Here is a 6,917-nt window from a genome sequence, read left to right as displayed (position 1 = left end):
CAAATCCAACGTATTTATCATTAAAACCAGGAAAAAACAGATTTTTCGCTGAAATAAAACAACAGAAACAGACTATTAAATTCTTAAATACATTCAATCAAAATAAACAATTTTTTAACTACTTATTTACATGATGTCATAGCTCTCGATGTTGAATGAGCGCATTTATTATTCACACTACCGAGAAAACACAATGACAACACACAATAAAAACGCATGTTATCTGGCCGTGCTGGCAGCATTAAGTCAGTCTGTCTGGGCACAAACCGATGAACAAACCACCACACCAGAGTATGGCTTCGAGAAAATTGAAGTGACTGCCCAGCGCAAATCCGAAAGCATTCAGGATGCCGCCCTGCCTATCGATGCCATTACTCAAAATGAATTATCCCGGGACGGCGTCTCCAACGTCATGGGCCTGTCAAAAGTATCGCCCTCACTGAGCGTAGTCAGTGGTGGTGGCTCAAATGCGGTTTACTTCGTGCGTGGGGTTGGCAACTTCGCAGTGAATGCCTATACCGACCCGGCACTGGCTTTTAATGTCGACGGTATTTATATTGGCCGTCCTTCCGCCACTACGGCGTCATTTCTCGACCTTGAACGAGTAGAAGTGTTAAAAGGTCCCCAGGGTACCCTGTATGGTCGAAACGCCACGGCAGGTGCGATTAACATCATCCCGCAGAAGCCTGTGCTGGACGAATATTCAGCCTCCCTGTCTTTGGGGGTGGGTAACTACGGCACACTGGAAACATCGGCAGCCGTAAACTTCCCCATTGCGGATAATTGGGCGGCACGCGTTGCAGGGGCAACGCTCTCCAATGATGGATATAACGACGACGGCACGGCGTCCACCGATGACGCCGCGCTTCGCGCACAGATTTTCGGTGAAGTGTCAGATGATCTGACTGTTCGTGTTAGTGTTGACTACTCTACGACACAAGGAACAGGCAGCGCACCCACCTATCTTGGCACATACGGATTTCCGTTTGCCGGTGTGAGTGACAATCCAAACAATATTCCTGGCTACAATTTCAATCCCGCCCCTGAAAACGTGTCAGCGCCGTTTACTGGCCCTTACACAGATGCGGCTCGCGATTACTTTGCAACGCTATCAACGACACCGGGATTTACCTCTACCACTCCTCAGCGGCCGTCGTATATTGACAATGAATATATCGGCGTCACGGGTGAAATTAACTTAACCACCGATCTGGGAGACTTAGTTGTTCTGCCAGCTTATCGTGAGGCAGATATCGATTTGGTGTTTGTGAGCCCTGGCTTTCAGGCTGCAGAGAATAATGAGCACCATGAACAATTCAGCCTGGAGTCACGTTTCTCATTGACGGCAGGCAACACAGACTGGATTTTCGGCGCCTATTACTTCGACGAAACCGTCTCAGGCGCGCTGTCATTCAATCAATACAGTCTGCAATCTACCCAAACTATTGAGGCATCTGAGTCCACTTCCACCGCGCTGTTCGCCCGTGCAACCTATCACCTGAACGACGACCTGCGCTTGGTTGGCGGTATACGGTGGAGTGATGATGAAAAATCCATGGACGGCGTGGCCAATGTATTCTTGAACGTATGTATACGTGAAATGGAAGTGTATCCTGGTGGACCTGTCATTCCCAACTGTGACGGCGCCCCGGTGATCCCTGCCGGTCTCACCATTGAGGAAACGCTGGCGCAAATTGACCCAGCCGATTTACCTTTAGGCGCACCTGGCATCGGCACGGGTCCTGTCCCTTTTGGTCAGTTGCCATTGTTCCCCGGAGCACCTGATAACCTGCGGGCAAATTTGTTGTTTATAAACCCCACTACAGTGCAAAGAACCCGTAATGAGAGCGAAGTCACCTATCGCATAGCCGCTGAATATGACGCAGCCAAAGACAGTTTACTGTATGCCAGTGTAGAAACTGGTTATCGCTCAGGCGGCTTTACGTTAAGTACCGGTAAGGAAGAGTTTGAACCTGAGTTTTTAAATGCCTATACCCTCGGCAGTAAGAACTTGTTTTTAAACGGCGTGTTAAAGCTTAATGCCGAATTGTTTTACTGGGACTATGAAGATCAGCAAGCCAGTCACCTGGGCCTGGATGCAAATGGCAATTCGGCGCTGGTTACCGAGAATATCGGTGAGTCCAGCATAAAAGGGGCAGAGCTGGATATCTGGTATGCCGCCTCAGCCGATCTTACTGTTCGAGGCACGATGCAATATCTGAACAATAAAATTGAGCAATACAGCTACCAGCAGCTTACACCTGATCCTGATGTACGTGTTGTGACAGGTTGTGCTCAGGAACTGGTAGAAACCACTGAAAATGGTGGGATATGGGATGTTGATTGTTCTGGCAAAGAAGGTCGGAACTCACCAAAGCTATCAGGTAATCTAGGTGTCGACTATCACTTCGAGCTGGGAGACTGGATCGGAACTTATTCGCTGGATGCCCGATATCGGGGCGACCGCTGGATAGGCTTTGATTACCTGCCTGTTCAACGCGCAGAGGCCGTCACAACGGTTGATACTGCCTTACAGTTTGAAACAATGGATGGCGACTGGCAGGTCATGGCCTATGCACGCAACGTTACTAACGAAGGCATACAGTCCATCACCCAAACGATTGGTCTGGTTGATAACGTGATTTCCACTGTGTATGAACCTCCTCGCACGGTAGGCATCCGAGTGAGTTACAATTACTTCTAAGTTGCATCACTCTAACGGGGCTTTATACGAGCCCCGTTTTTTCCCGCACAACAGCTTTAACCTGTTGTCGAACAAAGTGTGTCTGTTGACATACCTTGTAAAGAATTCCTCCTCTTCTTACGTCTTTCCCAATGGTAAAGTATGCTGAGTATCATCAACAGGCACGCCATTTATGCATCAGTCACCCAAAAATACATTTCGCACCCTGGCCCTCGGTCTTACTCTGTCATTTGCCATTTCGGGCTGTGTCATACACGTGGGTGGAAACCATCATAATGAAGACTTCACTGGCAGTGTAAGTAAGGTCTTTGGCGGTATCGATATTGGCGACCACCGCACGGTGTCTGATTTATCTACGGTTAACGGTGGTATAGAGCTTGGCGATCACGTATACACCGGCAGCATCAGTACCGTTAATGGTGGTGTTCAGGTTGGCGAGCATGCCGACATTGCCTCTATCAACGTGGTAAACGGCGACGTAGAAAGTAATGACCATCTTACGGTAAGACAAAGCATAACTACCGTAAATGGGGAGATTCAGTTAGCGAAGCACGCCAAAGTCGGCGGAAATCTGATTACGGTGAATGGCGATATCGAAGCAGCAGATTTGTCCCTGAGCGGTAACATTGAAACAGTAAATGGCGATATCCGCATTGAAGGACACAGCCAGATAGACGGTGACATTACCTTCAAGCGTCCGCATAAAAGCAATAACAGCGACACCCCTAGCCTGGTGTTAGGCGATGACGTTATGCTTGACGGCAGCATTATTTTAGAGCGCGATGTAAATTTAACGATCCCAGATAGATTAAAATCCCGTATTCTATGGCAAAATTCTCACCAGTAATGGTTAACTTACGGGTTTTACACAATGGACTTTAATTCATTTAGCGTTACCAATAGTCAGGGAAAATCTGTTCCTCTGTCTGACTACGACGACAAAGTGTTACTGATCGTCAATACCGCCAGTAAGTGTGGTTTTACCCCACAGTATGACGGTCTTGAAGCGCTATACAAAGAATATCAGAGCATGGGACTGGAAATCATTGCTTTCCCCTGTAACCAGTTTGGAAAACAAGAGCCCGGCGACAACGCTGCCATTCAGGAATTTTGCTCACTGACGTTTGACGTAACCTTTCCGGTAATGGCAAAGGTTGATGTCAATGGTGAGAATACCATTCCACTGTATGAGTACCTCAAAAAGGCCGCTCCCGGTGTATTGGGTACCCAGGGTATCAAATGGAACTTCACGAAATTTCTGGTTAGTCGCGATCGCAAGACCATCAAGCGCTACGCGCCAAAGGATAAACCCGAAGCGCTGAAATCCGATATCGAGAACATGTTAAACATGTAACTTCTCGTATCTCGCGTAACATGCGGCGCGGACTCCCTTTTGTCTGCGCCATGTTTACTTATCCCCGGTAATATCTGCTATTTATCCTGGCCATTCCAGGACTGGTCGAATCTTTTCTGTTAACAGGCTCATAACAGTTGTCGCTAACTTATGCTGTGATAGTCTGGTGTTATAACAATAATGCACCAAGACAAGAGACTTCAAAATGAAAGCGCTATCAGCCTGTGCGATATCCCTGTTTTTACTGGGTATATCCAGCTCCGCCCTTGCCACCGACAACCAGCTTACCGAACAAGAAAAACAACAAGGATGGCAATTATTATTCGATGGTCAGTCCCTGTCACACTGGCGAAACTACCAACAAGACAGCATCAGCCCCAAATGGCAAATTCAGGACAACGCCATCACGCTCACCGATGGGGGTGCCGGGGACATTATCACGCGCCAACAATACGGCGATTTTGAACTGACCCTCGACTGGAAGATTTCAGAAGGCGGTAACAGCGGCATCTTTTTTCTGGCTGACGAAACCGGAAAATACGTTTTTTCTCACGCACCAGAAATTCAGATCATCGACAATGAAAGACACCCCGACAGCAAGCTGGACTCCCGTCGCGCCGGTGCGCTGTACGACATGATTGCGGCACCCGCTGCCTCTCAAAAGCCCGCGGGAGAATGGAATACAGTTAAGATTTCGTTGCATGACAATGTGCTGCAGGTTTGGCAAAACGACGTAATGACCGTGCACATTGTTATGCATTCCTCTACGTGGGAGAAGCTGGTAGCTGCCAGCAAATTTGCCAAATGGACAGGGTTTGCAGCACAGACTAAAGGCCATATAGGGCTTCAGGATCACGGTGACAAAGTCGCCTTTAAAAATATAAAGATCAGGGAGCTGCCATAATGACTACCTTCAAGCATGAGGTTCTGGTTGTAGGCTCCGGTGCAGGCGGTGCAATGGCTGCTTACGAACTCACTAAAGCCGGAATTAACGTGTTACTGCTCGAGGCCGGCCGCAACTACGATCCGGTAAAAGAAACGCCAATGTTTAAGCGCAAAGCCGACGCGCCCCTGATGGCCGCAGGTAATGCAGACAAGGACTTTGGGTATTACGACGCCACAGTAGACGGGGGGTGGACGGTACCCGATGAGCCCTACACCACCGATGAAGATTCAGAGTTCCTGTGGTGGCGAGCACGTATGCTCGGCGGGCGAACCAACCACTGGGGCAGGTATTCTCTGCGCTTCAGTGAGCACGACTTTAAAGGCAAGTCGCGAGACGGGTTAGGTGCTGACTGGCCGTTTGAGTACAGCGACATTGCGCCCTGGTACGACAAAACAGAAGCATTGGTGGGCGTATGTGGCACCAATACGGGCCTGGACGACATGCCTGACTCTCCGCCCGGGGTATTACAACCACCGCCGAAACCACGTGTACCGGAGTTACTGGTCGCCGCGGCCGCCAATAAACTAGGCATGAAAGCCGTGCCCATGCACCGGGCGGTGCTTACTCGCCCTAAGGATGACAGGGCAGCCTGTTTTTATGCAACACCGTGTGGACACGGCTGTTCCATTGGCGCAGCCTTTCAGACCACAACATCGCTTTTACCCATGGCACAAAAAACCGGGCACCTGAGAGTGATTACCGATGCCATGGTCAAAAACGTCAATACCGACGCCGATGGCAAGGTCACCGGGGTCACCTATATCGATAAGAACCGAAACGAAGCGATTTCGCTAACAGCAAAGGTCGTCATTCTGGCTGCCAGTGCCTGCGAAAGCGCTCGTATCATGCTGAATTCTAAGTCGCACAAACACCCCAATGGACTGGCAAACTCAAGCGGACAATTGGGCAAAAACCTGATGGATTCAACCGGAGCCGGGCTTGGCGCAACCATCCCTGTTTTGCGTAACCGGCCGCGCTACAATGAAGATGGCCACACGGCAAACCATCTGTTCATTCCCTGGTGGGGCCATGAGGCACAAGCCAATGGCGAACTGAATTTCCCGCGCGGTTACCACTTTGAGATTGGCAGTGGCTTTGGCGAGCCAGGTGCCTGGGTATCCGGCGATTTCAAAGGCTACGGCGAGTCATTGAAAGACGAAGCTAAGGCCAATTACGGCGCGTCGGTGTACTTCGCACTGCGAGGTGAAATGCTTCCCAACCCGGATTGCTACATGGATATCGACCCGACGGTTACCGACAAATGGGGTATACCAGTGGCCCGTTTTCACTGGAAATGGTCTGTGCATGAAATCAATCAGGTGGCACATGGGCTGGAGACGGCCAAAGCACTGCTTGAAACCATGGGTGCCGAGGTGGGGGACTTACCACCAGCCGAACAGGCCATTGCCAAAGGCGGGCAAATCATTCACGAAGTCGGCACTGCCCGTATGGGTGCATCCAGCGCGGATTCGGTTACCAATCAATGGGGCCAAACCTGGGACTGCCCTAACCTGTTCGTCATGGATGGCGGCGTTTTCGCGTCAAACCCACATAAAAACTGCACACTGACCATTCTGACGCTAGCCATGCGCAACGCAAACTGGCTGGCAGGTCAATTGCAACAGGGAACACTGTGATATGAAAAACGTCAATTCCACCCGTTTACCAGCAATGCCTGCAATGAGCCGCCGTCAGTCTCTGAAGTTATTCGGACTCATGGTTGCCGGCGCTACGGTACCAGGTCTTGCCGCATGCACCAGCACGCCGTCCACCGACGTTGCTGCCAATGGCAATAACAGTTTAATGGATGCCGGCCATTGGCCTGCTATGGATATTCAGCCTATTGCCCTTAAAGGTTACGGCAAAGATCCAAATCTGATCATTCCACCCAGCTCCCCCTGGCCAAGGACACT

At 50.0% G+C, this 6,917-nt stretch carries 5 protein-coding genes and 1 pseudogene; all 6 read left to right on the top strand.

Annotation, left to right across the window (positions count from 1 at the left end):
- Nucleotides 1–193 precede the first annotated feature (193 nt).
- Entirely contained in the window at nucleotides 194–2,704 is a 2,511-nt protein-coding gene (locus AC4MRN_RS18470; RefSeq protein WP_491204111.1) for a TonB-dependent receptor, read from the top strand.
- Nucleotides 2,705–2,876: 172 nt separating this feature from the next.
- Nucleotides 2,877–3,551, top strand: a complete 675-nt coding sequence (locus AC4MRN_RS18465) for a DUF4097 family beta strand repeat-containing protein (protein WP_491204110.1) — start codon at nucleotides 2,877–2,879, stop codon at nucleotides 3,549–3,551.
- A 24-nt stretch (nucleotides 3,552–3,575) separates the two neighbouring features.
- On the top strand, nucleotides 3,576–4,058 hold the full coding sequence (locus tag AC4MRN_RS18460) for a glutathione peroxidase (RefSeq protein ID WP_073322481.1): 483 nt from the start codon (nucleotides 3,576–3,578) through the stop codon (nucleotides 4,056–4,058).
- 205 nt (nucleotides 4,059–4,263) lie between these two features.
- On the top strand, nucleotides 4,264–4,962 hold the full coding sequence (locus tag AC4MRN_RS18455; RefSeq protein WP_491204109.1) for a 3-keto-disaccharide hydrolase: 699 nt from the start codon (nucleotides 4,264–4,266) through the stop codon (nucleotides 4,960–4,962).
- On the top strand, nucleotides 4,962–6,641 hold the full coding sequence (locus AC4MRN_RS18450; protein ID WP_491204108.1) for a GMC family oxidoreductase: 1,680 nt from the start codon (nucleotides 4,962–4,964) through the stop codon (nucleotides 6,639–6,641). The genes AC4MRN_RS18455 and AC4MRN_RS18450 overlap by 1 nt, the downstream gene beginning before the upstream one ends.
- Nucleotide 6,642: 1 nt before the next feature.
- Nucleotides 6,643–6,917: pseudogene (locus AC4MRN_RS18445) on the top strand (hypothetical protein); the annotation flags it as partial.

This window comes from Marisediminitalea sp. (assembly GCF_984433645.1).
Note: the sequence above shows the minus strand (reverse complement) of the source record. Positions and strands in the feature narration are given on the sequence as shown.

What these genes read in the sequence shown, in the direction of transcription:
- AC4MRN_RS18470 (WP_491204111.1), top strand. Translation starts at nt 194, where the DNA reads ATGACAACACACAATAAAAACGCATGTTATCTGGCCGTGCTGGCAGCA.
- AC4MRN_RS18455 (WP_491204109.1), top strand. Translation starts at nt 4,264, where the DNA reads ATGAAAGCGCTATCAGCCTGTGCGATATCCCTGTTTTTACTGGGTATA.
- AC4MRN_RS18450 (WP_491204108.1), top strand. Translation starts at nt 4,962, where the DNA reads ATGACTACCTTCAAGCATGAGGTTCTGGTTGTAGGCTCCGGTGCAGGC.
- AC4MRN_RS18465 (WP_491204110.1), top strand. Translation starts at nt 2,877, where the DNA reads ATGCATCAGTCACCCAAAAATACATTTCGCACCCTGGCCCTCGGTCTT.
- AC4MRN_RS18460 (WP_073322481.1), top strand. Translation starts at nt 3,576, where the DNA reads ATGGACTTTAATTCATTTAGCGTTACCAATAGTCAGGGAAAATCTGTT.